Origin of the sequence: Shewanella khirikhana (genome assembly GCF_003957745.1) — a bacterium.
Classification (GTDB): Bacteria; Pseudomonadota; Gammaproteobacteria; order Enterobacterales; family Shewanellaceae; genus Shewanella; species Shewanella khirikhana.
In genome coordinates, this window is record NZ_CP020373.1 from 233,902 (window position 1) to 259,203 (window position 25,302).

The following is a 25,302-nucleotide window of genomic DNA, read 5'->3' on the forward strand; positions in this document are numbered from 1 at the left end:
TATAACCATGAAACTTCTGTGCTCTGCGCCTTCACCTTATTCCCGCCTGGTGCGCATTGTGGTGCGCTATCTGGATCTGAAGGTAGAAGAGATTGGCACCAACCCCTTTGATAACAGCGATGAACTGCTCTCTGGCAATCCGCTTGGGCAGATCCCCTGCCTGTTTTTGAGCGATGGCGCCGCCCTGTACGACAGTGAAGTGATCAGTCGCTATTTGGATGTGACCTATGCCAAGGGACAGCTGTTTGGCGACCCGGCCGCCGACTGGCAGGCGCAGTGTCAGTTTTCGCTGATAAAAGGCCTTATCGACAGCGCGGTGAAGTTGCGTCAGGAGCAAATGCGCGAAGATGAAGGCGTTCGCTCGCCATTCTGGACAGCCCGTTTTGAGCAGGCGTTGCTGCGGGGCTTCAGGGAGCTTGAGCGTCAGGGAGCCGGCAGTTCAGGGCGTATCGATATCCGCGCCATGGCGCTGGTGTGTTTGATTGAATATGTCGAGTTCCGCCACCCCTCGCTGGAGTGGCGCAACCTGGCTCCGGCATTGGCGCTGTGGTTTGACGATATCCGCGAGCTGCCTATTTTTGCCGAAACCCGGCCGAACTGAGCGTTTAGCGCTGCCTTGGGATAACACATCAGGCCTGCGATATGCAGGCCTGATGTGTTTTGGAGACAGATTCTGTTTGCGCCCTTAACGGTGCTGGCTACATATCGCTGCGCCTGCGCCCCCTTGGCATCAGCCGCTTATTGGTTTCGCCGAAGTGGCCGTAGAGTTCTTCCGTGAGGCCATATCGTGCCCGCCTGTCAGAACCGGGCACCCGCCGGTCTTCATAGTGTTCGTAATGGCATTGGCAATGGGCCTGTTGGCAACCCGGTAAGGGCAGGGGCGGGGCATCGGCGGATAAAAAACGTTTTCCATCTATGGCTTGTCTGGCATCGCAGTCTTGATTGCCGGGTGCCACGGCAACACAGTGAAACGGATGCTCACCCTGAGGGATGCTTTCGCTATGGCGCACGTGTTCTTTTACGTCCTCGAGTGTTTCACACAGGGCATGGTCTTTAAAGTGGTTGGCGGCGTGCGCATCCTGCTGATGATGATTGTGCCTGTGTTTGCGGTGGCGCTGATGCCAGTGATCTGACTGGTAGCGGCTGTAGAGAAACCAGCCCAGTGTCAGCACCGAGGCCAGGATCAGCAACGACAGTGCCATGGGGTCTCACTCCTGAGTCCTAAACAATTAAGCTTCAGTTTAGTTTAGTTTGCGATACTGTGCGGTTATCGGCTTTACCCTTCCCAAAAGATTCAGATCAAAATCTTTTTAAATCATGACGTAAGATAACATTTCGGCGTTTTTTTGTTGCCAGGTTCCAGCCCTTGAATTACCCTTTATCGAAGTGATAATAATTATCATTAGTTAGATTGATAGAGGACGGAGATTGCGCTGTTCGCTTGGGCCGAATGGGCCGATCCGCAGCTTCGTCTTTCACTGGCACACCTATCACCGGAGTTCGTCATGAAAATATCCAAGGGAGTTCTGCTGGCCGGTCTGGCCTGTTTTGCTGGCTCGAGCATGGCTGCTGACAAGCTGACTGTTTATTCCTATCGTCAGGCATTCCTGATTGAGCCGATTCTGGCGGAATTTACCAAGGAAACCGGGATTGAAACTCAGGTGGTGTTTGCCAAAGACGGCATTGCTGAGCGTCTGCAGCGTGAAGGACGCCTGTCGCCAGCCGATCTGGTGCTGACGTCCGAATTTTCCAAGCTGATGGAGCTGGTGGATAAGCAGCTGGTGGATAAGGTCGACAGCGAGGTGCTCAAAGAGAACATTCCGGCGCAGTTGCGCTCCGGCGATGACGACTGGTATGCCCTGACCGTCCGTACCCGCAGCGTCTACTCCTCGAAAGAGCGTCTGGGCAAGCTGGATATTGACTATGAAGATCTGGCCAAGCCTGAGTACAAAGGCAAAATCTGCACCCGCAGCGGCAAGCATCCGTACAACATCTCCCTCGTGGCATCCATGATTGCCAATAAAGGCGAGGCCGAGACCCGCACCTGGCTTGAAGGTCTGAAGGCCAACCTGGCGCGTAAGCCTCAGGGTAATGACCGGGCGCAGGTAAAGGCGGTGAAAGAAGGCCTGTGCGATATCGCCATCGGTAACAGCTACTACTACGGCGCCATGATGCAAAACCCCGAGCAAAAAAGCTGGGCCGAAGCCGTTTACATTAACTTCCCCAATCAGAAAAACCGCGGTACCCACATCAATGTGTCGGGTATGGCACTGCCCAAGCATGCTCCCCACCGCGAGCAGGCGGTTAAGCTGATGGAGTTCCTGGCCTCTGACAAGGCTCAGCAGGCCTACGCCGAAGTGAACATGGAATACCCGGTGAAGGTAGATGTTAAGCCATCTGAGATGGTGGCCTCCTGGGGCGAGTTCAAGGCCGATAGCCTGCCAATCGGTAAACTGGCCGAATACCATGGTGCGGCGGTGAAGCTGCTGGATGAAGTGAAGTTCGATCTTTAATGGCGGGATAGCCAGGGGAGGGCTTAGGCCTTCCCCAACTCATGGCGGCGCCACGGGAAGGCGCCGTAACCGGAAATTTCTATGGTTGTTGGATTGCCCAAGCGCTGGTCGTTTCTGGGTTTTTTTATTGCATTCCTGCTGCTGACTCCGCTGCTTGCTCTGCTGGTCACCGCTGCCTTGCCCGATGGCGAGGTTTTTTCGCATCTGCTGGAAACTGTGTTGCCCACCTATGTGGCCAATACGGCGCTGCTGATGCTGGGGGTATCGCTGCTGTCGGTGCTGTTCGCCGTGCCCGCCGCCTGGTTGGTGGCCCGCTGCGAACTGCCTGCGAGGCAGTTTTTCCAGTGGTCGCTGCTGTTGCCCCTCGCCATGCCCGGCTATGTGGTCGCCTACGTGTACACCGACCTGTTGGATTACCCCGGGCCGGTGCAGCGCTTTGTGCGGGGCCTGCTGGATGCCACTGGTCCCGGCGACTATTACTTCCCTGAAATCCGCAGTCTTGGCGGCGCTACTGTGATGTTGGCGCTGGTGCTCTTCCCTTATGTGTTCCTGCTGGCCCGCACCGCCTTCATGGAGCAGTCGTTAAGTCTGCTGCAGGCATCCCGCATCATGGGCGCCAGCGAGAAGGCCAGTTTCTGGCGACTGGCACTGCCGATGGCACGGCCTGCCATCGCCGCCGGTGTCGCTCTGGTGGCCATGGAGACCGCCGCCGACTTCGCTACCGTCAGCTATTTTGCGGTGCCTACACTCACCACAGCGGTGTACGACACCTGGCTTGGCTACGGCAGCCTGGCGTCGGCATCCAAACTGTCGATGATTATCCTGGTGGCAGTATTTTTACTGATTTACCTTGAGCGCTTCGCCAGACGTCGGCAACAGCTGTTTCAGCGTCAAGCGCTGACCGGGCAAATCCCCCGTCTGCACATTGGCCCCTGGCGTTGGCTGGGGGCGGCTTACTGCGGGGCGCTGCTGTTTGCATCTTTCCTGCTGCCGCTCGGGATCCTGATTGGCTACGCCATCGATTACTTCGATGTGAGTTGGCAAAGCGCGTTCTGGCAATACAGCTGGAACAGTTTTTCTCTGTCGGCGCTGACGGCGCTGCTGTGTGTGGTGCTGGCGTTGGTGCTGCTGTTTGTCGGAAGGATAAGCCCAAGGCCGCAGGACGGCTGGCCTGCCAGGCTCGGTGCCACTGGCTATGCGCTGCCGGGCACAGTGCTGGCTATTGGGGTATTGGGGCCGCTGACCTGGCTTGATTTCGGCATCAACGACCTCTGTGCCTGGCTGGGCCTTGATGGCCCGGGGCTGCTGTTTACCGGCAGCAGCGCGGCGCTGGTGTTTGCCTTTTGTGTGCGCTTTGCCGCCATCGCCATTGGTGGAATTGAGAACTCCTGGCGCAGACTGTCGCCGTCGCTCGATATGGCGGCGCTCTCCATGGGCAAGGGACCGGTGGCGCTCTTTTTCAAGGTGCATTTACCGCTGCTTCGCACCGGGATCCTGGCCTCGTTGCTGCTGGTGTTTATCGAAGCCATGAAAGAACTTCCAGCGGCGCTGCTGCTCAGGCCCATTGGCTTTGAAAACCTGGCCACCCATGTATTTGAGTTCGTCTCGGACGAGCGGCTTGAGCAGGGGGCCCTTGCCGCGGTTGTGATCGTGCTGGTGGGGCTTATCCCACTGATTTTCCTGAATCGAAGTCTTGAGAAGGAGGGCTGAAATGTCCACCCTGCAAATCGACAATCTGCACAGTGACTACCGCGGCGCCGCCGTGCTCAAAGGGCTGTCGCTGACCCTGGCCCAGGGGGAAATCGTCGCCCTGCTTGGCCCCAGTGGCTGCGGTAAAACCACGCTGCTGCGTGCCATTGCCGGACTTCAGGATATCAGCCAGGGCAAGATTGCCATCAATGGCGCCGCTGTGAGTGGTGATGGGGTATTTGTACCGCCGGAGAAGCGCGGTATTGGTATGATTTTTCAGGATTATGCGCTATTTCCTCATCTGACAGTGGCCGACAATATTCTCTTTGGTGTACGGGGCCTTGATAAAGCAGCCAGAGCGCAGCGGCTCGATGAAATGCTCGCTCTGGTCAAGCTCGATGGGCTCGGCAGTCGTTACCCGCACGAGCTGTCCGGCGGCCAGCAGCAACGGGTGTCGATTGCACGTGCGCTGGCTTATGAGCCGCAGTTGCTGTTGCTGGATGAGCCTTTTTCCAACATCGATGCCCAGGTGCGCCGGGCACTGATGCTCGAAATCCGTGCCATCCTCAAGGCCCGCAATGTCAGCGCCGTATTCGTAACCCACAGCAAGGATGAAGCCTTTGCCTTTGCCGACACCCTGGCATTGTTTGAAGAGGGCCGCATAGTGCAGCACGGGGTGCCGGAGGTGCTGTATCAGCAGCCGAAAACCCCTTATGTGGCCGACTTCCTCGGCGCCAGCAACTATCTGGCGGTTACCGTCAGTGACCATGGTCTTAATAGCCCCCTTGGCAGTCACCAGCTTGGCGGGGGCAAGCACAATCTGCCCGCTGCCGGTCAGTGGCTGCTGCGGCCGGAAGAGATTGAGATTGAAGCGGCAGATGATGGCGAAGGTGAAATCCTTGAACGGCGCTTCCTCGGTAATGGCTGCCACTATCTGGTGCGCCTTGGGGAGCAGGTGCTGGATATTCACAGCCATCTGGCCCATCTGGCCACCGGCAGTCGGGTACGACTGAAGGCGGAGGCAGTTTCGCCGGTCATCTTTCCTTAAACAGGTGATTTACAGCTGAAAACTGTGTAGTTTGTGAGCACGGAGGTACTCGCATGAACAGATTTTCTACGCTGACCGCAGCCCTGACTCTGGGCTCGGTATTGGTTTCAGGAGGTGTTTGCGCCATGGACAGGATCACCGGAAAAGCATTTGCGTCCCGCTCTGAGGTATACGCCACCGGCGGGATGGCGGCCACCAGTCAGCCACTGGCAACTCAGGTGGCGCTGGATGTGCTTAAAGGCGGTGGTAATGCCGTGGATGCGGCCATTGCGGCCAATGCCATGCTCGGGCTGGTAGAGCCCACGGGGGCCGGTGTCGGCGGCGATCTCTTTGCCATTGTCTGGAGTGCCAGGGACAAAAAGCTTTATGGCCTCAATGCCTCGGGCCGCAGCCCCAAGTCCCTGACTCTGGAGATGTTGCAGGCAAAGGGGCTTGAGTTTCTGCCCCCTTATGGTCCTTTGCCGGTATCGGTGCCAGGCGCAGTGGATGGCTGGTTTGAGCTCCATGACCGCTTTGGCCACATGCCGATGAAACAGCTGCTTGCGCCATCGATTCGCTATGCTGAGCAGGGCTTCCCCGTCTCAGAACTTATCGCCTATTACCTGGCGGGCAGTGCCCGTAAACTGGGGCAGTTTCCTGGTTTTAAAGAAACCTATATGCCCGGCGGCAAGATGCCCGCTGTGGGCGAAATCATGAAAAATCCTGCCCTTGCCAATACCTACCGCAAGATTGCCGAAGGTGGCCGCGATGCCTTTTACAAAGGCGATATCGCCCGCAGCATAGACACTTATATCAAGGCCAACGGCGGCTACTTAAGCTATGACGATTTGGCGAGCCACAGCAGTGAGTGGATTGAGCCTGTGTCGGTCAATTACCGTGGCTATGATGTGTGGGAGTTGCCGCCCAATGGTCAGGGCATAGCTGCGCTGCAAATCTTAAAGAGCCTCGAAGGCTTTGATATAGCCGCCATGGGCCACGACAGTCCTGAATATGTGCATCATTTTGTGGAAGCCAAGAAGCTCGCCTTTGCCGACAGGGCTCGCTTCTATGCCGATATGGCATTTACCAAGGTGCCGGTGGCCGAGCTGATTTCCGAGAAATACAACCGCGAGCGTGCCGCCCTGATTGGCCCCCGCGCCGCCAAGTCGGTGGAGCCCGGCAATCCCAATCTGCAGCAGGGGGATACCGTGTATCTCACTACCGCCGATGCCGAGGGCAACATGGTGTCGCTGATTCAGAGCAATTTCCGCGGTATGGGCTCGGGGATGACGCCACCGGATCTGGGGTTTGTGCTTCAGGATCGCGGGCAGCTGTTTGATTTAACCCCCGGCAGGCCCAATTCCTACGCCCCGGGCAAGCGGCCGTTCCACACTATTATTCCTGCTTTTGTCACTAAAGATGGCCAGCCCTGGCTCAGCTTTGGGGTGATGGGCGGCGCTACCCAGCCGCAGATGCATGCGCAGATCATCATCAATCTTATCGACTTCGGTATGAACCTGCAGGAAGCCGGGGATGCGCCGCGTATTCTGCACTCTGGCTCCAGCGAGCCTACCGGTGAGGTGATGAGCGATGGCGGCTATGTGAGCCTGGAGTCAGGATTTTCCATGGAAACCCGCCGCGAGCTGGTGAAGAAAGGCCATGTGCTTCGGGATGCGCTGGGGGAATTTGGCGGCTATCAGGCCATTGGTGTGGATGTGAAAACCGGCGTTTACCGCGGCGCATCCGAGAGCCGCAAAGACGGTCAGGCGGCCGGCTTCTAGGATGAATCTCAACCAATCTAGTGTAATGTGCGTCGGTCGGTGATATTTTTCGCTAAAGTAAGGGATAATACGACCGACAATGACATATTCAGTAAGGTCTTAATAGTATGGATAAACAGGCTATGCCACGTGAACAATTGGGGGTTTGCGCTGAGGGGAATCTTCACAGCGTTTATCTGATGTTCAATGCCAACGATGGCGTTGAGGCGTCACTGCGCTCTTCTCTGGCCAGCGTTGCCCAGTACCTCTATGACCTCACAGATCAGTATGCCGACAGTGCCTTCAATGGCTTTGTGGCGGTGGGCGCCAATTATTGGGATAATTTGTTCGCCGATGGTCGTCCGGCGCAGCTCAAGCCGTTTCCGGCGATGCATGAAGGTAACCGCGATGCGCCGGCGATTGAGTACGATTTGTTCGTACATCTGCGCTGCGACCGACTGGACATCCTGCACCTGGTGGCCAATGAAGTGAACCAGATGCTGGAAGATTTGGTTGAACTGATTGAAGAAGAGCGCGGCTTCCGCTTTATGGATAATCGCGATCTGACCGGCTTTGTCGACGGCACTGAAAACCCCAAGGGTCGTCAGCGTCAGGACGTGGCGCTGGTGGGCGATGAAGACCCTGAGTTTCGCGGTGGCAGCTATGTGCATGTGCAAAAGTACGCCCACAACCTGTCGAAGTGGCATCGTCTGCCGGTGAAAAAACAGGAAGATATCATTGGCCGCACCAAGGTCGATAATATCGAGTACGCCTCCGCCGACAAGCCGCTCACCAGCCATATCAAGCGGGTGAACCTGAAAGACGAGAATGGCAAGTCGATGGAAATCCTGCGCCAGAGCATGCCCTTTGGTTCGGTAAAAGAGCAGGGGCTGATGTTTATCTCTGTGTGCCGCACTCCGGGGCATTTTGAGAAGATGCTCGCCTCTATGGTGCACGGCGACGGAGAGGGTAACCACGACCACCTGATGCACTTTACCAAAGCGGTATCGGGCTCTTCGTTCTTTGCGCCATCGCTGGATTTTCTGATCCGCGAACTCGACTGAAGCAGCCAAACCTCGGCTCAATACGTTTGCGAAAGCGAGCCTAAATAAAAACGCCTCCGTGTGGAGGCGTTTTTTTTTTAGGTCTTGTTGGCTGCCTTGTGTCAGTCGGTGTAGTTGAACAGCGACTTCACTGTATCCAGTGTTTCTTCGATGGTTTTAATGCTGGATGGGCAGATAAAAATGGTATCGTCACCGGCGATGGTACCCAGGATCCCTTCGGGCTTGCCGATGGAGTCCAGCAGACGGGCAATCAACTGTGCCGCGCCCGGACTGGTCCGCACCACAATCATGGCCTGATTGTGGTCCACATCCAGCACCAGATTTTTCAGCGGGCTGCCAGCGGTGGGCACGCCAAGTTCGGCGGGCAAACAGTACACCATCTCCTGCTTGGCATTGCGGGTGCGCACAGCACCGAACTTGCTCAGCATTCGGGAGACTTTGGATTGGTTAATATTGCTGAAGCCTTCGGCCTGCAGCGCATTGACTATCTCACTCTGGGAACCAAAGCGCTCTTCCTTTAACAGCGCCTTGAACGTTCTGACGAGATCATCTTGATTTTTTTGCATAGTGGGCGGCTTTGTTGTTATTCAAAAATCCAGCGCATTCTGCATATTTTTCGGCGAAAAGTCAACATTGCACCAATTTTTGTGAATAAAAATGCAGGTTTGTGCGGCCATCCGGACGGCTGGTCAAACAGGTGTTTCAAAATGCTGACAATACGCGTCCAAAATGCCACAAACCCGCAGCCTGCGCGACTAAGGGATAATTGAAATTTGTGTGACTATGCTTTAATGTTGCGCCATCAAATACGGATCTACCTCACAAATTCCGAGATATAACGGAGATTACTATGAAAGTTGCTGTTCTTGGTGCCGCCGGTGGTATCGGCCAGGCTCTCGCCCTACTTCTGAAAACCCAACTGCCTGCCGGCTCACAGCTGTCTCTGTACGACATCGCTCCTGTGACTCCAGGTGTTGCCGTAGATCTGAGCCACATCCCTACCGCCGTTGAGGTAAAAGGTTTTGCCGGTGAAGATCCAACGCCTGCGCTGGAAGGTGCCGATGTGGTACTGATTTCTGCCGGTGTTGCCCGTAAGCCTGGCATGGACCGTTCTGATCTGTTCAACATCAACGCCGGTATCGTGCGTAACCTGATTGAAAAAGTGGCGGTTACCTGTCCAAAGGCGCTGGTTGGTATCATCACCAACCCAGTAAACACCACTGTTGCCATCGCTGCTGAAGTGCTGAAAAAGGCCGGTGTTTACGACAAGAACCGTCTGTTCGGTGTGACCACTCTGGACGTTATCCGCGCTGAGACCTTCGTTGCTGAAGCCAAAGGCGTTGACGTAGCCAGCGTGAAAGTAAACGTGATTGGCGGCCACAGTGGCGTGACCATTCTGCCTCTGCTGTCTCAAATCGAAGGCGTAAGCTTCAGTGATGAAGAAGTGGCTGCTCTGACCAAGCGCATCCAGAACGCCGGTACTGAAGTAGTTGAAGCCAAGGCCGGTGGCGGCAGCGCGACCCTGTCTATGGGTCAGGCGGCTTTCCGTTTCGGTATGTCTCTTATCCGTGGTCTGCAGGGCGAAGCCAACGTGGTTGAATGTGCCTATGTTGACGGCGGCAGCGAGCACGCTGTGTTCTTCGCTCAGCCAGTGCTGCTGGGTAAAAACGGCGTAGAAAAAGTACTGCCTTATGGCGATGTGAGCGCGTTCGAAGCCAACGCCCGCGACGCCATGCTGGATACCCTGAAGGGTGACATCCAGCTGGGTGTAGACTTCGTTAAGTAAGTCTTGCAGATGTGAAGAAACGGAGCCTGGTGCTCCGTTTTTTTATGCCTCAAATTTGCCAGGCCTGACAGGCCACGAAGGGCACCTTGTAAAGGCGCGGACCATCACCGAATCCAATGTTAAATCCACAGCTGATTTACCCGGGCAGCGCTTTGATTTCCCAATTACCGTCACGCTTTTACACACCCGCCGAGTGACTAACCTCCTATATAGATTGGTATTGTGTGCATCATCCGGCAAAGCTGTTAGCATTGTTGTTGAAATGTTATTCAGCCACAGCCATGGGGCAGCCCAAATTTACAGGAGTTTTCAATGACCAAGTTCAGGCGGTTTTCCCGATTGGGAATAGGGGTACTGCTGGGCCTGTGCGGCGCGGCAGGTGTCAGCGCCAGCGTCACCCAGGCACCGCGGCCGGTAAAGGTGACTCAGATTGCCCTCGCCGACGGCATGAGCCAGCGCTTGCTGCCTGCCGAGGTCCGCGCCTCCGAGCGGGCGGGCTTGTCTTTCAGGGTCAGTGGTGAAATTCAGGACATTCAGGTGCGCCCCGGTGAAGAGGTGAAAGCGGGGCAAGTGCTGGCGCTGCTGGATCCTGCGCTTTACGATCAGCAACTCGAAGTGGCCCGCGCCCAATATGAACTCGCCCGGGTGCTGTATCAGCGCAACTTGAGCCTGGTGGAGCAAGGGGTGGTGTCCCGCAACGATTTTGATAAATCCAAGAGCAACCATGATGTGGCCAAAGCCGCCCTCGATAAGGCCGAGGTTGAGCTGGCCTATACCCGCCTGCTGGCGCCCTACGATGGGGTTATCTCCAAGCGCGACAAGCGCCAGTATGAATATGTCCGCGCTCAGGAAACTGTGCTGGGGATCCGCAGCGAAAACCTGATTGATGTGAGCTTCCAGCTGCCGGAGCAGTTTATCGGCGCCATCCAGCGTTATCAGGCCAATACCGGCCGCATCCTTCCGCCGGAAGTGCGTTTTGACAGCCGCGATGCCTGGTACACCGCCAGTTTGAAAGAAATGAGTACTGTGGCCGACAGCGGCACCGGCAGTTACACGGTGATTTTGACCTTGCCGATGCCGGAGCAGCTTAACATTCTGCCGGGAATGTCGGCGTCGGTCAGGGTGTCGCTGCCGGCCGAATCCGGTATGCAGGGGCCGCAAATCCCCGCCGGGGCTCTGCTGGAAGAAGCGGGCAAAACCTGGGTGTTCCGCTGGCTCGCCAAAGAGCAAAAAGTCGAGAAAGTCGAGGTGTTGTTGCAGGACGGTAAGCTGATTTCCGGCCTTCAGGACGGCGATTTTCTGGTTATTGCCGGTGCCGATGAACTCAAGGATGGCCAGGCCGCAGTGCGCTGGGTCAAGGAGCGGGGGCTGTAATGATGAAATGGTTTTATGTGGCATTGCCATTGATGATACTCGCAGGTTGCCGCCAGGCGCCTGAGATTGAAGCCAAGCCGGTTCGGGTGGCGGTTTATACCATTCCGCACACTGACAATCAGGTTAATCGCGTCTTCAATGGCGTGGCCCGTGCTCAGGATCTGACCTCACTGGCGTTTCGGGTTGAGGGCCGTATTGCCCGCATTCCTGTGACCAAGGGCCAGCAGGTGAAGGCCGGTGATGTGCTGGCGGTGCTGGAAAAGAGCGATTTTCAGATTGTGCTTAACGATCGCGCAGCCCGGCTGGATGTCACCCGCAAGCAGGCAGAGCGTGCCAAGGTGCTGGTGGATCAAAAGCTGATGGCGCAGGCGGAATACGATCAGATGAATGCCCAGTATCTGGTGGCCCGCGCCGAGGCCCGTCAGGCCGAGTTGATGCTGGATTACACCGAACTCAAGGCGCCATTTGATGGTGTTATCGGTGATGTGTTCCTCGACTCATTCGAGAACGTCCAGCCAGGTACGGCGGTGATGAGTATTCACCGCACCGAGCGCATCGAAGTGGATGTGCAGGTGCCGGATTTGCTGATTGCTGTGTCACGCCGCGGTGACACCAAGGAGCATAAGCAGGTGTTTGACGTCTCCTTCGAAGCCTTTCCCGACAAACGTTTTGCCGGGCGTCTGCTGGAAGTCAGCACGGAAAAAGACCCGGTTTCCCACACCTATGTTGCCACCATTGCCGCAGACCTCGAGCCTGGCTTTAAGGTTCTCGAAGGTATGCCCGCCAAGGTAACAGTGGATTTGGGCAAGGTCACCTACACCTATAGTCGCGAATACCTTATCCCTGTGAGTGCGGTGATCATGCGCGATGGCAGCGACATCGACCTGCAGGATGCCGGTGTATGGCTGTTTGACCCCGCCACAGGTTCGGTGCGTTTTCAAAACGTGACCCTCGGCGTCATCGTTGGGCAGAGCATCGAAGTCACCTCAGGGCTGGAAGATGGCCAGGTGGTGGTAGTGCAGGGCCAATCTCGCCTGACCGACGGTCAGAAAGTAGAACTCATCGAAGGATAAGGACAGACCATGAGCGTTGCAGGCTATTTCGTCAAAAACTCGGTCATCAGCTGGATGTTCACCCTTATTCTGCTGATTGGTGGCGGCGTTGCCTTCCTTGGCCTTGGCCAGCTGGAAGACCCGCCATTTACCATCAAGGACGCCGTGGTGGTTACCCTGTACCCCGGCGCCACCTCCACCGAGGTGGAAGAAGAAGTGACTTATCCGGTGGAAAAGGCCATTCAGGCCTTGCCCTACGTGGACAAAATCAAGTCGCTGAGCACGGCGGGGCTGTCGCAGATCACCGTCACTATGAAAAACAACTATGGTCCCGAAGAGCTGCCGCAGATTTGGGATGAGCTCAGGCGCAAGGTCAATGATATGGCCTCCAGCCTGCCGCCGGGAGCACAGCACCCCATGGTCAATGACGACTTTGGCGATGTGTTTGGCATCATGCTGATGATCACCGGCAAAGACTACAGCTACCGCGATCTGAAAGACTATGTCGACTACGTGAAGCGCGAGCTGGAACTGGTGCCCGGCGTGGGCAAGGTGTCGCTGGCCGGGGAGCAGAAAGAGCAAATCTTTGTTGAGATGTCCCTTAACAAGGCAGCAAGTTCCAATCTGGATCCGAACCTGATCTCCGATCTGTTGAACTCACAGAACATGGTGTCGGATGCGGGCAATATTCAGGTGTCAGGCGACAACCTGCGGATCCGCACCAGCGGCGGTTCCCGCAGCGTCGAAGAATTGCAGGAGCTGATTATCCCCGGCACTGAAGGCGATAAGCTGCTGTATCTTAAAGACGTTGCCACAGTTCGCCGCGGTTATCAGGAGATCCCCACCAATGTGCTCAGCTTCAATCAGGAGCGCGCGATCAATCTGGGAATTTCCTTCTCCAGCGGTGTCAACGTGGTGGAAGTGGGCAAGGCGGTGGATGCGCGTCTGGCGCAAATCGATTCGGCCCGCCCGGCGGGGATGAAAATCGAATCCATGTACAACCAGCCGGTGGAAGTGGATAAATCCGTTGGCAGCTTTGTGTGGAACCTGATTGCCGCTGTGGTGATTGTGATTGGGGTGCTGCTGCTGTTTATGGGCGTAAAAAGCGGCATCCTGATTGGCCTTATACTGTTTTTAACCTGTCTTGGCACCTTTATCCTGATGCTGCAGGCGCAAATCGAGCTGCAGCGGATTTCCCTCGGGGCGCTGATTATTGCGCTGGGGATGCTGGTGGACAACGCCATTGTGGTGGTGGAGGGCATTCTTATCGGTCGCCAGCAGGGCAAAACCACCCTGGAAGCGTCCGAAGCTATCGTTAAGCAAACCATGTGGCCGCTGCTGGGGGCGACCGTGATTGCCATTACCGCCTTTGCCCCCATCGGCCTGTCGCCTGACTCCACCGGCGAATTTGCCGGTTCACTGTTCTGGGTACTGCTGTTTTCGCTGTTTTTATCCTGGATCACCGCCATCACCATTACTCCTTTCTTTGCCAAGCTGTTTTTCGGTGAAGCAGGGGAGCCACAAAACGAAGGCGAGGCCAAAGACCCTTACGGCGGCGCTTTCTTCACCTTCTACAAGGCGATGCTGGATGTGTGCATGCGTTACCGCTATGTCAGCGTGATTGCGGTAATCATCGCCTTTGTGGCCGCTGTGGTGGGTTTTGGTTATGTGAAGCAGTCCTTCTTCCCGCCATCCACCACGCCCATCTTCCTGGTAGACGTGTGGCTGCCAGAGGGCACCGACATCCGCGAAACCCAAAAGGTGCTGGGCGCCATGGAGCAAAAGGCGACCAAGCTTGAAAACGTGGAGTTTGTGGCCACCTCGGTTGGCCGCGGCTTCCCCCGCTTTATGCTTACCTACTCACCCGAGAAAAACTACGCCGCCTACGGCCAGATTGCCATTCGCACCAGTGACTTTGAGACGCTGGTGAGCGTGATGACTACCTTCCGCGGTGAGATGGAGCAGGGCTTCCCGCAGACCCAGCTTAAGTTCAAGCGTCTGGAAGTTGGACCTTCCACCGATGCCAAGATTGAGGCCCGTATTTCCGGGGCCGATCCGGATGTGCTGCGCACCCTGGGGGCTCAGGTTCAGGCGGTGTTTGCCGCCACGCCTGGCACGGTAAACGTGCGCCATGACTGGCGTGAGCGGGTGAAATACATAGCGCCCAAGTTCAACGAAACCCAGGCCCGTCGCCTTGGGATTGTGAAAAGCGAAGTCGACAAGGCACTGAAATTTGCATTCGCAGGTTTGCAGATTGGGGTTTACCGCGAAGGCACGAATCTGGTGCCCATCGTTGGCCGCCTGCCCGATGATGAGCGGGTGGATATCGAGTCGCTGGAAAGTATCCGCATCTGGAGTCCGGTGCTGAAGACTCTGGTGCCTTTGCAGCAGGTGGTGGATGGCTTTGAAGTGAAATTCGAAGACCCCATAGTGCAGCGCCGTGACCGCAAGCGCACTCTGACTGTGTTTGCCGATGCGGATTTTGAATACGACATTCTGCCAGCCGAGCTGTTTTCGAAGATGCGTGCTGAGGTGGAAGCCATCGAGATGCCGGTAGGCTACGAGCTGGTGTGGGGCGGTGAGTTTGAGTCCTCCCACGATGCCCAGGAGTCGCTGTTCGCCACCTTGCCGCTGGGCTTTTTGTTTATGTTCCTTATCACAGTGTTCCTGTTCAACTCGGTGCGTAAGCCGCTGGTGATTTGGGCCTGTGTGCCGCTGGCCATCATAGGCATCACCCTGGGGCTGTTGGTGCTGGATAAGCCGTTCAGCTTTATGGCGCTGCTGGGGATGTTAAGTCTGTCGGGAATGCTGCTGAAAAACGGTATTGTGCTGCTGGATCAGATAAACCTTGAAATCAATGAAGGCAAAGAGCCCTTCGAGGCGGTGTTTGAATCCACCGTCAGCCGGGTGCGACCTGTGTGTATGGCGGCCATTACCACCATTTTGGGGATGTTGCCGCTGATCACCGACGCCTTCTTTGAATCCATGGCGGCGGTGGTGATGTTTGGTTTGGGGGTAGCGACCATCCTCACCCTTATCATAGTGCCGGTGTTTTACCTGATTTTCTTCCGTATCCCTTATCGCTCTTACCGGGAGTTTGGCAAATCCTGACCGGGGCCAGCTGTATTACACCTGTGTAATATTTACAACCTACTATGGATATTTATGACTGCTTGCTGGTGGAAATTTGAACACAAATGATGGCTCATGGTAGATTGAAAGCGGATTAGCGAAACACTTTGCGATTAAAGCGACCATGGACAGATATAAACTCTCTAGCGAAGAGCTGGACAGCTTTAAAGAGCTGTTTGCCATCGATCAGGGAGACGAATTACCCGATGCACATCGGCTGACAATTACCACAGAAGTGCCTGAACTGGTTGCGCGCCTGCTCGGGAAGGCCAAACTCACCCTGCTGGCGGAAGTCAGTCACTACAAACTCTTTTTCCCGCTGTCGATGCACATAGACGAACTGGGGCAGTTCAGCCCGGAACTGGGCATTCCCGAAGTGCTGGATACCCGTGGCAGCGAGCGCAGCTGGCGACTGACAGATCTGGATGGTGTTGTGGTGAAGGCCGCCGAGGGTGGTAAACCGCTGCAGGTGCTGTCGCTGTCGAGCTCCGGAGTTACCCTGAAAGAGCAGGGTGAGCTGGAAAGTGCCAGCGAGATGCAGCTGGAGCTGCCCGGCGGCGAGTTGGTGCCTCTGGCCGTTGAGCCGGTACGCAATGAAAACGGCGTGGTCGCCGCCCGTATTCTGGCAAGCCGGGAAGCCCGCGAAGCCCTCAGGCGCTTCCTGTTTGGACGTCACCGGGCACTCTATGCCGACCTTTACAAGGACTTAACTCCCGGATAATGGCCAATCTCTTCTCACCGCTGCCAAGCAACCTTGCCAACGAAGTCTTTGAAACCCTCGCCAGCTCATCCGCTTGCCGCATCGAGCGGATTGTCTCTTTTGGTCACAGCACCGCCGAAGGCCAATGGTACGATCAGGACGACCACGAGTGGGTGATCCTGCTCAGTGGCAGTGCCGTGCTGGCCTATGCAGATGGCAGCCGGCTGACATTGGCACCCGGCGACTATGTCAATATCCCCGCCCATGTGCGCCACCGAGTCGAAGCCACGGCAAAGGATAGCCCCAGCGTATGGCTGGCGGTGTTTTACAGTCCATCCGGCGCAGACGACCGCTGATTATTTTTTAAACGCCGGCTCATAAGTCTTTTCTGAAAGACTGGCTCTGCTATACTCTGCGTCCGATTTTTCTACCGGGCCATTCAGTCAGGCCAGCAGACGAGTTTGATTCATGAGTACAGAAGGCGTTGAGATTTTCATTCCAGGCAAATCACAGGCCCAGGCGACCCCTGAGCCGGTAAAACTTGCCGACAATAAGCTGGAGCTTTTGGCCCCGGCAAAAAACGCCGACTACGGAATTGAAGCCATTCGTCACGGTGCCGATGCTGTGTACATTGGCGCCCCTGCCTTTGGTGCCCGACATACCGCCGGCAACAGCATTGCCGACATCGCCCGTCTGTGCGAGTTTGCCCACCGCTACCACGCCCAGGTGTTTGTTACCGTCAACACCATCATGTTTGACTCTGAGCTGGAACAAGCCCGTCAACTGATCTGGGATGTGTATGAAGCCGGTGCCGATGCCATTATCGTGCAGGATCTTGGTCTGCTGGAAATGGATCTGCCGCCAATCGCGCTGCACGCCAGTACCCAGATGGACAACCGGGTGCCAGCCAAGGTGGCCTTTCTGGAGCACGTGGGTTTCTCCCAGGCGGTGCTTGCCCGTGAGCTTAGTCTGAGTCAGATCCGCGATGTGGCCGCCGAAACCAAGCTGCGCCTCGAGTTTTTTATCCACGGCGCCCTGTGCGTGGCCTTCAGCGGCCAGTGCTATATCAGTGAAGCCTATACCGACAACCGCAGTGCCAACCGCGGTGAATGCTCGCAGCAGTGCCGTATGCCTGGGAATCTCAAGACCCGTCAGGGTGAAACCATTGCCACCAACGAGCACATGCTGTCGCTTAAAGACAACAATCAGACCGAAAACCTCGAAGCGCTGATTGATGCCGGTATCCGTTCGTTCAAGATTGAAGGGCGTCTTAAAGACTTAAGTTACGTGAAGAACGTGACTGCCCACTATCGTCAGCAGCTCGATGCCATTATCGCCCGTCGCCCTGAGTTTGAGAGCGCCTCCCACGGTCGTTGCAGCTACAGCTTTGTACCGGACCCGGACAAAAGCTTTAACCGTGGCAAGACCGACTATTTTGTTCATGAGCGCAAGCCCGAGATTGCCGACTTCCGCACCCCTAAGTACCTGGGTGTTGCCGTAGGTAAAGTCAGTAAAATCGCCAAAGATCATATTGTTGTGGATTCTGATACCGAGTTTCACAATGGCGATGGCCTTGGCTTCTTTGCCCGCAACTATGAAAAGGCGCGTCTGTCGGACGATAAGCTTACCGGGTTTCGGGTAAACCGCGCCGAAGGCAAGCAGCTGTATTTGAAGAGTATTCCAGAAGAGCTGCGGGTGGGTGTGACCCTGTATCGCAACCACGATCAGCAATTTGAAATGTTGCTGGCCAAAGAGTCTGCCGAGCGTCTGGTTACGGTCGATTTCGCGCTGGAAGAAACCGCCACTGGCCTGAGCCTGACCGCCGCCGATCGCCACGGCCACTGCGTGACTGTGAGCGCCGATTTTGAAAAGCAGCAGGCCAACGATGTTGCCCGCAACTGCGAAGGGCTGAAAAAGAACCTCGGCAAGCTGGGCAACACCGACTTTATGCTGGGCAAGGTGAATGTGGGCAATGCCGGCGGCGTGTTTGCGCCAGCATCCATTATCAATGGCTTGCGCCGTGATGCGGTAGAAGCGCTGTCCAAGGCGCGGATTGATGGCTATCAGCGGCCAACCCCCTGGGAGCGTGACGACAGTGTGCGCTATCCACAAAAAAGCATGACTTACCTTGCCAACGTGGCTAACCAAAAGGCCAAGGACTTCTTTACCCGTCATGGGGTGGTATCGATTCGCGACGCCTATGAAGTGCGGCCGGTAAAAGGTGATGCGCCCCTGATGATCACCAAGCACTGTATCCGCTACAGCTACAACATGTGCCCCAAGGAAGTACCAGGCATCAAGGCCGAGCCGCTGGAAATGGAGCTTGGCGGCAAGCAATTCAAGCTGGTATTCGACTGCCACAAGTGCGAAATGCTGGTGGTGGGTTAACTCCGGCAGCAAGCATGGATTAAAACGACAAAAAGGGCGGTGAATTTTCACCGCCCTTTTTACTTTTACAGCATTACTTCAGAGTATTACTGGCAGCTTCCCAGCAGGGTCCACACGTCCCATGGACCTGAGAACACCTCAGGGCTCTGGCCCTGGTTCCACCAGTTGGCAAAGTACTCCTTGCCGTTTTGTGAAACCATATCGCCTGCCAGATATACTGTCACGCCGTCCCATGGCTGGGCGCTGCAGCTGCCGTTGCCACCGCCGCTGACATTGACGATTTTGCTGGCAGTGTGGCTTAAGCCTTCAGCATCGGTAACGGTCAACTGTACCTGATAGTTACCTGCGGCGACGTAGTTGTGGCTTGGGTTGGTGGCCGAGCTGCCGTTGCCATCACCAAAGTTCCAGCTGTGGCTGGCCACACCTTTGTCGTCCTGTGCCAGGCTGGTGAAATCCACCGCGAGGCCATTGGCGCTGTAGCTGAAATCGGCTAGCGGGGCCTGATTGTCGCCACCATTACCGCCGTCACACTTGTCCAGCTTTTGCCACACGTTGGTGTACACATCGGGCGCAGCGCCGGTTGACCACCAGATGGCCTCGTAGTTGTAGCCCTTGTATGACACGCGATCGCCAAGGTTATAGGCGGTCGTGGCGTTCCAGGCTGCGGTTGTACACTCGCCCGGAGTGGTGCTGCCAACACTGATGGTTACCTGATGCTCGTCGCTGAGGCCTTCGGCATCGGTCACTTTCAGGGTTACTGTGTAGCTGCCCGCGCTGGCATAGCTGTGGCTTGGGTTGGTGGCGGTGCTGCTGCTGTTGTCGCCAAAGTTCCAGCTGCGGCTGCTGATCCCCTTGTCGTCGCTGGAGCTGTCGCTGAAGCTGACGGTCAGGCCATTGATGCTGTAGCTGAAGTTGGCATTGGGCGCCTGATTGCTGCCACCGCCGCCACAGCCTGAGCCATCTTTGGCGCCACTGCCACTGATGCCGACGCCTTCGAGTGAAGCCACTACATCATCCACGCAGTAACCCAGATCCTTGGCCGCCTTGTAGACGCCCTGGCCCGCGCTATTGAAGGTGGCGTTGGCAGTCCAGTACAGCTGGTTGGCGCGCACATAGATGTCGAATGCCTTGCGGATGTTCCAGCCGGAGGTAGTCGACAGCAGATAAAACGCCTTGTTGTACACGCCTGAGCTGTGGTGTACATCCATGCTGCTGTTGTATTGGCTGGCATGGTCGATAGAGCGGCCATCCTGGGGTGGGTTGTTCATGTAGCGCATGGCGCCACTGCCTTTTTTGATCTTGTCGCCAATCTGCCAACTGAAACTGCCGGTGAGGTAGTAGCTGGCCGCTGCCGCTGCGATATCTGAGAAGGACTCGTTCAGGCCGCCTGACTGATACTGGTATTCAAGGTTGGAGTTTTGCTGGGTGAAGCCGTGGCTGACTTCGTGGGCTACTACGCCAAGGTCAACCAGTGGGTGGAACACTGTGTTGCCATCGCCAAAGGTCATCTGCTGGCCATCCCAGAAGGCGTTTTCATAATTGCGGTCATAGTGAACCCGCATTCTGAGTTTTTGGCTGATGGGGGCTTTGTTGTACCAATCGCGGTACATGTTGAAGGTGACCTGACCAAAGGCGTGGGCATCGTTCAGCGCCGAGTAGCCGCCATTCACTTCACGGGCGGTGTTTTCGTAGCAGGGGAAGGTATGCACGCTGCCACCTGAGGTGGCGTGGTTCATGTCCCAGGTTTCCACATTGGTGCTGTCGAGGCGGCAGCTGCTGCCACTGCCGGTGACTTCAAACGCCGGGAAGGTGCCGTTGGGGCCGAAGGTATAGCGGCCGGTGCGCTGGTTACCGCCAGGGCCGGTACCAGAGGCAAACGCCATGGCATCCCAGCTGTCGAGCACGTCACCTGAGTGGGCATCGATAAACAGCATAGGGCGAACCGGGGCCTGACCGGGCTGAAGGTGGACGTAAGAAATCTGCCAGGCAAGGTGCGCCTTATCTTTGTTATCAAGCCAGATAAATAACTGACTTTGCAGGTTTTCTACTTCATCGCGGCTGAGCTGTACCCCGGTGTGACCCAGGGCCTGCTCCACCGCGGCTTCCAGATCGTACTTGGGCTTGAGTGACGGCAAATCTTTTTCAATCCCAACGATTTGCTCGCCATAGAGGCCATGAAGCTGCTTCATGGCCGAGCGGCTGGCAACCACTGATGCGGCATACACAGGGATGCCCTGGTGGAACTGCTGAAAACGACCTTTCTCATCCCCGCCGGGAGTGGCGGCAAAGGTGACCGCTTGATAATCGCCGCTATCGACCGCGGCAAACATCTTGTGGGCCTGTGAGGCCTTGTTGGCGGCATTGCTCTGGTGAAGTTTCACCCGCTCTGCGGCCACGGCCTGAGTGGAAAGGATACTGGTTACTGCGAGGGCACAGAGTGCGAGCCTTGAATGGAAATGCATGTTTGACTCCGATTTTTGCTGTTGTTATTGGGCGCACAAACCGAAATAAACCACATGCCGTCATCCGTAACTGCAACTGATAAAAGGCAAATTATAACGGCCGAGGCCGATTTATAGTGACTCCCGGGTAGCCCGGGACGCTTCAGCATGGAAGCGGTTTTTACCATATGCCTGACATAAAAATTCATCAAATTGTATTTTTTATGCTGGGGCAGGTTGGGTGTAGGCTCTTGTTTACAAATGTGTAACAAATTCGTGCCGCTTTTATGCTCATCAGGATAAAGGCAGTTTTAGCCGCCATTTTGGGCCCATTGCGGATTGTGTAAAAAGCGTACGCCTTGGCTTACAGTGAAAGTTTCTCAAGTTAAATCTGATATATATCGATTGGATATAATATATTGCGATTGGTTTTTAACCGCTTTGAATCCATGGCCCTATCTGCAGTATGCTGTGGCTTTACGCGGCCAAGAACTGCCGCAGAATGCATAATGCAAGACAAGGGAGGTGTAGCTTGGGATTTCTGAATGCCCTGATGGGGAATGCCAGTGAAGTGGATTTGGCGGAGTTGACCGCCGAGTTGTCGCCCATTATGGGGGATAACGAAGAGTTGCAGCTGGCGTACAAAATCGTCCGCGATATGTTTGTATTTACCAACAAGCGGCTGATCCTGATTGATAAGCAGGGCATGACCGGCAAGAAGGTGAGCTACCACTCGATCCCCTACAAGGCGATTGTTCACTTTGAAGTGGAAACCGCCGGGACCTTCGATATGGATGCTGAACTGAAACTGTGGATCTCAGGCCAGCACGATCCGCTGGTGAAAGAACTTAAGCGTGGCACCGACGTGGTTGGCATTCAAAAGACCATTGCCCGCTTTATCCTCGGATAAGTCAGTAGTACCCGCCGATACCCAAGCCGCCCCAGGGCGGCTTTTTGCTGCTTTAGTGCGTCTCTATTTTATCTCTATCGCCCTGAACCTCCGCTTTTAAAGTTGTAGTGAATTTAACTTAACTGACTGAATATAAAAAAATAGATTTTAAATAGAGATAAAAGTGGGATAGAAACGACTCCCCATTGATTGCCCTCACTTTGCTGCACCCGTAAAAACGACTCAGACCGTTACCTCTTTGTTAATCAGGTTAATGAATGTAACGGCGGGGAGGGGGCCGTCATTTGTTGCCGTGCCCTTATGCGCATCGAAAACGAACAGCAAAAACACTGCAAGCAAAGACAAGCAGGGAAGGGTGAAGCATGAAGAAAACCATTCTGACAATGGCCATTCAGGCGGCGGTATTGGGCAGCGTGTCCATGACTGCACTGGCGGCCGACGAAGTGGAGGTTTCCCAGGTTAAGGGAAATCAGCCACAGCAAACCGCTGAACTTGAACAGCAAACCATTGAAAAAATTTCCGTAACCGGCTCGCGCATTAAGCGGGACAGCTTTTCTTTGACCACACCAATCGTGGGTCTGACATCGGATGATATTTCAGATGCGGGCTTGGGGTCTTTGGCTGAAGTTTTGGTTGATCAGGTGCCCTCAATTGCTGAAGGGGTGAGTAACACCAATTCCCAGTCAAGCGTGCAAAACACGGGTCTGTCGACCATCGATCTGCGTGATTTGGGTACAGACAGAACCTTGACTCTTATCGATGGTCGCCGCGTGGTGTCCAACAGTTACTCAGGCAACTATGTAAGCTTGTCCACTATCCCAACCGCAATGGTTCAAAAAGTGGAAATCATCACCGGCGGCGCTTCTGCTGTGTATGGCTCTGACGCGATTGCCGGCGTGGTAAACATCATCACCAAGCAAGACAAAACGGGTTTTGAGTTCAATGCCCGTGGTGGTGAAACCACGAATGGCGGCGGTCGAGAGTACACATTCGACTTAGGCTATGGTACTGATTTTGCGGGCGATAGGGGCTATCTGTACGCGAGCGCTACCTATGAAGAGCAGAAAGGTCTGATGGCCTCTGACAGGGATCGTGGCCTGTACGAGTCTGTTTATGCCTATGATACCGATGAAATGTGTAATGCCATGAAGACCGAAGATGGCTATCGTTGTATGCGAGATATCACCCCCGATGATTGGCGTGAGCGCAGCAACGATATTCCCGGTGGTCGTTTCGAAAGTAATGCATGGTGGTATGACGGCACTGAGCTTAAAGAAGGCTTTAAAGAGGAACGAGACGGCTTCAACACCTTCGAAAACGTGATCCTTAAAGTACCCGAAGACTCTCTGGCAGCAGCAGTTAAAGTGGATTTCGACTTAACTGATGATTTGAAGTCGTATGCGCAGGTACAGTTCAGTAAGAACAACTCCTTCCGAGGCGGTGATGCCGAGGGGCAGGATTACAATGATGCCGAACTGTATTTTGACCCTGTAACGGGAGAGGCCAAAACGATTGCTCCTGGCTCCATCAAGCCAAACAATCCCTTTGTACCAAGTGTGATTGGTGATATGGCTGGCTCCAGTGTGTCCTGGGACAGACGCTTCAATGAAGTCGGTCCCGTTGAGACAGAGAACGAGCGGACAACCATTCGTACCTGGGCTGGCTTGCAGGGCTATGTGTTTGGCGACTGGACCTGGGATGCTTCCGTTGGCTACGGCACCTTCAAACAACGCCAGCAGCGTTATAACGAAATCAGTATTGTTAAGCTAAACCGTGCATTGAAAGCCGAATACGCGGAAGATGGCACAACTATTCAATGTATTGGTGAAGAAGCTCAGGCCGATGGCTGTGTGCCTATCAACATATTCGGTGAAGGCTCTATTACCGCTGACGCTGCCGATTACATTCGTGTAAATCCTTATATTCACACCGATATCAGTCAACTCAACTTCCTGGCCTATATGAGTGGCGAGCTATTCGAAATGCCAGCTGGTGGAGTTCAGTCAGCTTTCGGTGTCGAATATCGCAAAGATACTCAGGAAATTAAGGTAGACAATGAGCTGAGAAGCCTCGCAATAACCTTCAACGATGTTCCTCCCTTTAAAGGTGATGTTGAGGTCTATGAAGCGTTCGGTGAGGCAACCCTGCCTTTACTCAGAGATGTAACCGCAGCGCACAAATTGGATTTGGACGTATCGCTGCGTCTGGCACAGTACAGCCAGAAAAATATTGATGGCATTCTGCCAAGTTATAAATTGGGCCTCTTCTGGGAACCTGCTGCCGACTATGCTCTTCGCGCAAACTATGCAACCGCGCACCGTGCTCCAGGTATCACAGAGCTTATGTCACCTCCCCGTGGCGACTATGACTCTGTTACCGATATCTGTGACGGTGTGGAAGCTGGCACCGAGGGACGATTTGCAGAGAACTGTCGCAAAGACCCCGGTGTTGCTGCAGCAATTGCTGCCAACGGAGTGTATGAGGATGAGGGCGGCTCAAAATACTCGCCTAACGCGGGTAATGAAGAGCTGATTGAGGAGAAAGCAGACACCTATACTTTGGGCTTTACCATGGCCCCAGAGTTTCTGCCTGGCTTCAAGTTTGCGGTGGATTACTACGACATCACTGTAACGAACGCCATTAGCTCATTCTCAAATGAAGATATCCAGGCGCTTTGCTATGACTCAGATCTGGCTTATGGAGCAGAGAATCCTTATTGCGCAGACATCAAGCGCGATGAAGAAGGGCAACTGACTCAAATTATTCAACGTGAACAGAATCTGGATGAGATCTCAACGCGCGGCTATGACGTTGCCATGGATTACAAGTTCGACATGGACTCATGGGGCGATTTGAAGCTCAGAGCTAACTGGACCCATGTCCTCTCCTACAAAGTGGCATATACAGCGGTAGATGGCACTTACTTTGAAGAAGACTATGTTGGTGAGCTCAGCAGTGGCATCTTTGAAGACAAGGCCACGGTATCGCTTACCTGGCAGTACGAAGATCTGCGTCTGCGTTGGACCACCAAGTACAAAGGGCCAATGGTTGATGACTATCGTCGTATGGAGTCTTTGGAAGAGGCATTGGTGGAAAACCAACAGGCGTTGGATGCGGGCACTGGCGGTGTAGAAGATCCAGAAACAACACTGGCTTTCTATGATTATGGTTCCTACATCACCCATGACTTCAGCGTTTCGTACACCATGGATGTGGCTAAGCAAACAGAGCTTCGCCTTTACGGCGGTGTGCGTAACATCTTTGATAATCAGGGGCCATGGATCCCCGCGTCGGGAGTGTACAACACAGGCCGCGGCAACTACGACAGCCTCTACGGCGGTGGTGTGGGTCGCTACGCCTACTTGGGTGCCGAACTCAAGTTCTGATAGTGGAGCGGCAGGGCAGTAAGGTCCTTGCCGCTGAATAAAAGTGTTATTGCAAGCGCAAGACCGCTTCCCACATCTCC

The 25,302-nt window shown here is 55.1% G+C and carries 18 protein-coding genes; 15 read left to right on the forward strand and 3 right to left on the reverse strand.

What is annotated here, in order from left to right; genetic code table 11:
- Positions 1–7 precede the first annotated feature (7 nt).
- Positions 8–601, forward strand: a complete 594-nt coding sequence (locus STH12_RS00950) for a glutathione S-transferase family protein (protein WP_126165824.1) — start codon at positions 8–10, stop codon at positions 599–601.
- Positions 602–698: 97 nt separating this feature from the next.
- Here STH12_RS00950 and STH12_RS00955 read toward each other — a convergent pair whose 3' ends face one another.
- Positions 699–1,202: a hypothetical protein gene (locus tag STH12_RS00955; protein WP_126165825.1), complete on the reverse strand. Its 504-nt coding sequence runs from the start codon at positions 1,200–1,202 to the stop codon at positions 699–701.
- 303 nt (positions 1,203–1,505) lie between these two features.
- Here STH12_RS00955 and STH12_RS00960 point away from each other — a divergent pair, with 303 nt between their 5' ends.
- The 5 genes from STH12_RS00960 (at position 1,506) to STH12_RS00980 (ending at position 8,053) form a co-directional block, all read left to right on the forward strand.
- Positions 1,506–2,513 carry an extracellular solute-binding protein gene (locus STH12_RS00960; RefSeq protein WP_126165826.1) on the forward strand — a complete coding sequence of 336 codons (1,008 nt, stop codon included), beginning with the start codon at positions 1,506–1,508 and terminating at the stop codon, positions 2,511–2,513.
- An 81-nt stretch (positions 2,514–2,594) separates the two neighbouring features.
- Positions 2,595–4,223: an ABC transporter permease gene (locus STH12_RS00965; RefSeq protein WP_126165827.1), complete on the forward strand. Its 1,629-nt coding sequence runs from the start codon at positions 2,595–2,597 to the stop codon at positions 4,221–4,223.
- A gap of 1 nt (position 4,224) precedes the next feature.
- Positions 4,225–5,250, forward strand: coding sequence for an ABC transporter ATP-binding protein (locus STH12_RS00970; protein ID WP_126165828.1), 1,026 nt, complete (start codon positions 4,225–4,227; stop codon positions 5,248–5,250).
- A gap of 53 nt (positions 5,251–5,303) precedes the next feature.
- Complete coding sequence (gene ggt, locus STH12_RS00975; protein WP_126165829.1) at positions 5,304–7,010, forward strand: gamma-glutamyltransferase; 1,707 nt, start codon at positions 5,304–5,306, stop codon at positions 7,008–7,010.
- 107 nt (positions 7,011–7,117) lie between these two features.
- Positions 7,118–8,053 (forward strand): Dyp-type peroxidase, encoded by a 936-nt coding sequence (locus STH12_RS00980; RefSeq protein WP_126165830.1) that lies wholly within the window; start codon positions 7,118–7,120, stop codon positions 8,051–8,053.
- 101 nt (positions 8,054–8,154) lie between these two features.
- Here the strand turns inward: STH12_RS00980 and argR are convergent, their stop codons facing one another.
- Positions 8,155–8,619: a transcriptional regulator ArgR gene (argR, locus tag STH12_RS00985; RefSeq protein WP_126165831.1), complete on the reverse strand. Its 465-nt coding sequence runs from the start codon at positions 8,617–8,619 to the stop codon at positions 8,155–8,157.
- Between the two features lie 284 nt (positions 8,620–8,903).
- Between argR and mdh the strand changes: the two genes are divergently transcribed.
- The 7 genes from mdh to STH12_RS01020 all read left to right on the forward strand — a co-directional run bounded on the left by mdh (position 8,904) and on the right by STH12_RS01020 (position 18,485).
- On the forward strand, positions 8,904–9,839 hold the full coding sequence (mdh, locus tag STH12_RS00990) for a malate dehydrogenase (protein WP_126165832.1): 936 nt from the start codon (positions 8,904–8,906) through the stop codon (positions 9,837–9,839).
- Between the two features lie 312 nt (positions 9,840–10,151).
- Positions 10,152–11,213: an efflux RND transporter periplasmic adaptor subunit gene (locus STH12_RS00995; protein WP_126165833.1), complete on the forward strand. Its 1,062-nt coding sequence runs from the start codon at positions 10,152–10,154 to the stop codon at positions 11,211–11,213.
- Entirely contained in the window at positions 11,213–12,286 is a 1,074-nt protein-coding gene (locus tag STH12_RS01000; RefSeq protein WP_218567769.1) for an efflux RND transporter periplasmic adaptor subunit, read from the forward strand. The genes STH12_RS00995 and STH12_RS01000 overlap by 1 nt, the downstream gene beginning before the upstream one ends.
- Positions 12,287–12,295: 9 nt before the next feature.
- Positions 12,296–15,376 (forward strand): efflux RND transporter permease subunit, encoded by a 3,081-nt coding sequence (locus tag STH12_RS01005; RefSeq protein WP_126165834.1) that lies wholly within the window; start codon positions 12,296–12,298, stop codon positions 15,374–15,376.
- Positions 15,377–15,521: 145 nt separating this feature from the next.
- Entirely contained in the window at positions 15,522–16,118 is a 597-nt protein-coding gene (locus tag STH12_RS01010; RefSeq protein ID WP_126165835.1) for a hypothetical protein, read from the forward strand.
- Complete coding sequence (locus STH12_RS01015; RefSeq protein WP_126165836.1) at positions 16,118–16,453, forward strand: cupin domain-containing protein; 336 nt, start codon at positions 16,118–16,120, stop codon at positions 16,451–16,453. The genes STH12_RS01010 and STH12_RS01015 overlap by 1 nt, the downstream gene beginning before the upstream one ends.
- Before the next feature lie 112 nt (positions 16,454–16,565).
- Positions 16,566–18,485 (forward strand): peptidase U32 family protein, encoded by a 1,920-nt coding sequence (locus STH12_RS01020; protein WP_126165837.1) that lies wholly within the window; start codon positions 16,566–16,568, stop codon positions 18,483–18,485.
- Positions 18,486–18,571: 86 nt separating this feature from the next.
- Here STH12_RS01020 and STH12_RS01025 read toward each other — a convergent pair whose 3' ends face one another.
- On the reverse strand, positions 18,572–20,947 hold the full coding sequence (locus STH12_RS01025; RefSeq protein ID WP_126165838.1) for a M4 family metallopeptidase: 2,376 nt from the start codon (positions 20,945–20,947) through the stop codon (positions 18,572–18,574).
- Between the two features lie 511 nt (positions 20,948–21,458).
- Here STH12_RS01025 and STH12_RS01030 point away from each other — a divergent pair.
- Entirely contained in the window at positions 21,459–21,836 is a 378-nt protein-coding gene (locus STH12_RS01030; protein WP_126165839.1) for a PH domain-containing protein, read from the forward strand.
- Positions 21,837–22,198: 362 nt separating this feature from the next.
- Entirely contained in the window at positions 22,199–25,222 is a 3,024-nt protein-coding gene (locus STH12_RS01035) for a TonB-dependent receptor plug domain-containing protein (RefSeq protein WP_126165840.1), read from the forward strand.
- Positions 25,223–25,302: the final 80 nt, after the last annotated feature.

Excerpts from the sequence above, each read along its gene's own strand:
- STH12_RS00950 (WP_126165824.1), top strand. The coding sequence starts at position 8 with ATGAAACTTCTGTGCTCTGCGCCTTCACCTTATTCCCGCCTGGTGCGC.
- STH12_RS00955 (WP_126165825.1), bottom strand. The coding sequence starts at position 1,202 with ATGGCACTGTCGTTGCTGATCCTGGCCTCGGTGCTGACACTGGGCTGG.
- STH12_RS00960 (WP_126165826.1), top strand. The coding sequence starts at position 1,506 with ATGAAAATATCCAAGGGAGTTCTGCTGGCCGGTCTGGCCTGTTTTGCT.
- STH12_RS00965 (WP_126165827.1), top strand. The coding sequence starts at position 2,595 with ATGGTTGTTGGATTGCCCAAGCGCTGGTCGTTTCTGGGTTTTTTTATT.
- STH12_RS00970 (WP_126165828.1), top strand. The coding sequence starts at position 4,225 with ATGTCCACCCTGCAAATCGACAATCTGCACAGTGACTACCGCGGCGCC.
- ggt (WP_126165829.1), top strand. The coding sequence starts at position 5,304 with ATGAACAGATTTTCTACGCTGACCGCAGCCCTGACTCTGGGCTCGGTA.
- STH12_RS00980 (WP_126165830.1), top strand. The coding sequence starts at position 7,118 with ATGGATAAACAGGCTATGCCACGTGAACAATTGGGGGTTTGCGCTGAG.
- argR (WP_126165831.1), bottom strand. The coding sequence starts at position 8,619 with ATGCAAAAAAATCAAGATGATCTCGTCAGAACGTTCAAGGCGCTGTTA.
- mdh (WP_126165832.1), top strand. The coding sequence starts at position 8,904 with ATGAAAGTTGCTGTTCTTGGTGCCGCCGGTGGTATCGGCCAGGCTCTC.
- STH12_RS00995 (WP_126165833.1), top strand. The coding sequence starts at position 10,152 with ATGACCAAGTTCAGGCGGTTTTCCCGATTGGGAATAGGGGTACTGCTG.
- STH12_RS01000 (WP_218567769.1), top strand. The coding sequence starts at position 11,213 with ATGATGAAATGGTTTTATGTGGCATTGCCATTGATGATACTCGCAGGT.
- STH12_RS01005 (WP_126165834.1), top strand. The coding sequence starts at position 12,296 with ATGAGCGTTGCAGGCTATTTCGTCAAAAACTCGGTCATCAGCTGGATG.
- STH12_RS01010 (WP_126165835.1), top strand. The coding sequence starts at position 15,522 with ATGGACAGATATAAACTCTCTAGCGAAGAGCTGGACAGCTTTAAAGAG.
- STH12_RS01015 (WP_126165836.1), top strand. The coding sequence starts at position 16,118 with ATGGCCAATCTCTTCTCACCGCTGCCAAGCAACCTTGCCAACGAAGTC.
- STH12_RS01020 (WP_126165837.1), top strand. The coding sequence starts at position 16,566 with ATGAGTACAGAAGGCGTTGAGATTTTCATTCCAGGCAAATCACAGGCC.
- STH12_RS01025 (WP_126165838.1), bottom strand. The coding sequence starts at position 20,947 with ATGCATTTCCATTCAAGGCTCGCACTCTGTGCCCTCGCAGTAACCAGT.
- STH12_RS01035 (WP_126165840.1), top strand. The coding sequence starts at position 22,199 with ATGAAGAAAACCATTCTGACAATGGCCATTCAGGCGGCGGTATTGGGC.